Source organism: Paraburkholderia sp. BL18I3N2, from assembly GCF_003001875.1.
GTDB classification, from domain to species: domain Bacteria; phylum Pseudomonadota; class Gammaproteobacteria; order Burkholderiales; family Burkholderiaceae; genus Paraburkholderia; species Paraburkholderia phytofirmans.
Map to the genome: position 1 here is coordinate 1 of NZ_PVNC01000066.1, position 1452 is coordinate 1452.

1 protein-coding gene and 1 pseudogene are annotated in these 1452 nt (G+C 57.1%); both read left to right on the top strand.

Annotated elements, in window-relative coordinates:
• The first annotated feature begins 375 nt into the window (after positions 1–375).
• Positions 376–651: a metal/formaldehyde-sensitive transcriptional repressor gene (locus tag B0G75_RS40000; RefSeq protein WP_106314954.1), complete on the top strand. Its 276-nt coding sequence runs from the start codon at positions 376–378 to the stop codon at positions 649–651.
• A gap of 6 nt (positions 652–657) precedes the next feature.
• A pseudogene (locus B0G75_RS41015) lies at positions 658–1452 on the top strand (cation diffusion facilitator family transporter); the annotation flags it as partial.

The window sequence follows — 1452 nt, forward strand, 5'->3', positions numbered from 1 at the left end:
TCAGCCGTCGGATTTTCATGTTTGTCCTGTAGTGCTCATGCCATACGCGAGCAATCCAATGGTCATCCGCCGTAGAACACATCTGGCATGTCAACTGCCCAGTGAATCATCCAGGAAGCGCAGACGACCGGCGCGTGGCCGATCCCCGGCAGACCCGAGCCGGCCATCACCGGTCAATTGTCGGGTCACGACGAACGACTGAAATGAGCATTTGACCAGCCGTTCGTCTGCGCATCGACGGCGATGATCGCTAACCCAGCTCGATAAATAGCTGGCAACTCCGCTGGCACTAAAATCTGCGATAGTGATCGATACCCCTACCCCCTATGATAGACTTCCCGAAATTGTATACCCAAGGGGTATATGGAGAACACTATGAGTCACACGGTTCAGGAAAAACAGAAACTGCTTAATAGGGTCCGCCGTATCAAGGGACAGGTCGAAGCCGTCGAGCGGGCGCTCGAGGAAGAGCACGGCTGCGCGGACGTGCTGCAACGGATCACGAGTTGTCGCGGGGCTATGAACGGTCTTCTCGCGGTTGTGCTGGAAGACCACATCAGGAACCACCTCATCGACGCGGAAAACGGCGAGGAGGATGGCGCCAGCGCGACGGAACAACTCATCGAAGTTGTTCACAGCTATTTCAAATAGTCAGAAATGGTTGATTTCAAAGACGCCGCATTCGGCGCAGGACATGACCACATCTTTCTGGGTGTTGGTCACGAAAAGAACGAGCGCAAGACGTGGGCCGTGATCGCATTGTGCAGCGCTATGATGCTTGTTGAGATCGTCGGCGGCAGTATGTTCGGTTCGCTGGCGCTTGTCGCCGACGGTCTGCATATGTCGACGCATGCCGGCGCGATGCTCATTACAGCCCTTGCGTACCGCTACGCGCGCAAACACGCCTTCGGGCTTTACGAGTGCCATCGTGCTCGCGATGATTGCGCTTCTGATTGGTTACGAAGCGGCATCGCGTTTCCTGTCGCCGGTACCCATCCATTTCGGTGAGGCAATTCCAATCGCGGCGGTCGGCCTGTTTGTCAACCTGGCGAGCGTGTGGCTATTGAGCGGCGGCGATCACGATCATGGTCATGATGACCACGCTCATGAGGAGGAAGTCCAGAAGATTTGCGCCTCGGCCGGCGTGTTTGCCGTTTCCATCTTCGAGGACGGCGTGCCACCCGTTTTCCGCATTACGCCAGCGACGCAGACTTCACGACTGGACGCTACAGCGGTGTCCGTTACCACGGTGCGGCCCGATGGGACACAACAAATGTTCGCGCTGGCGGACCGTGGAGGCTATCTGGAATCGAAGGAAGACATTCCGCAGCCACACGCCTTCAAAGCCATCGTTCGAATGCCGGACGGCGAGTTCGGAGTCGAATTCGAAGAACATGAACACCACGACGACGCGGATGAAGCAGCGACTCGCGACCATAACATCGGGGCCGC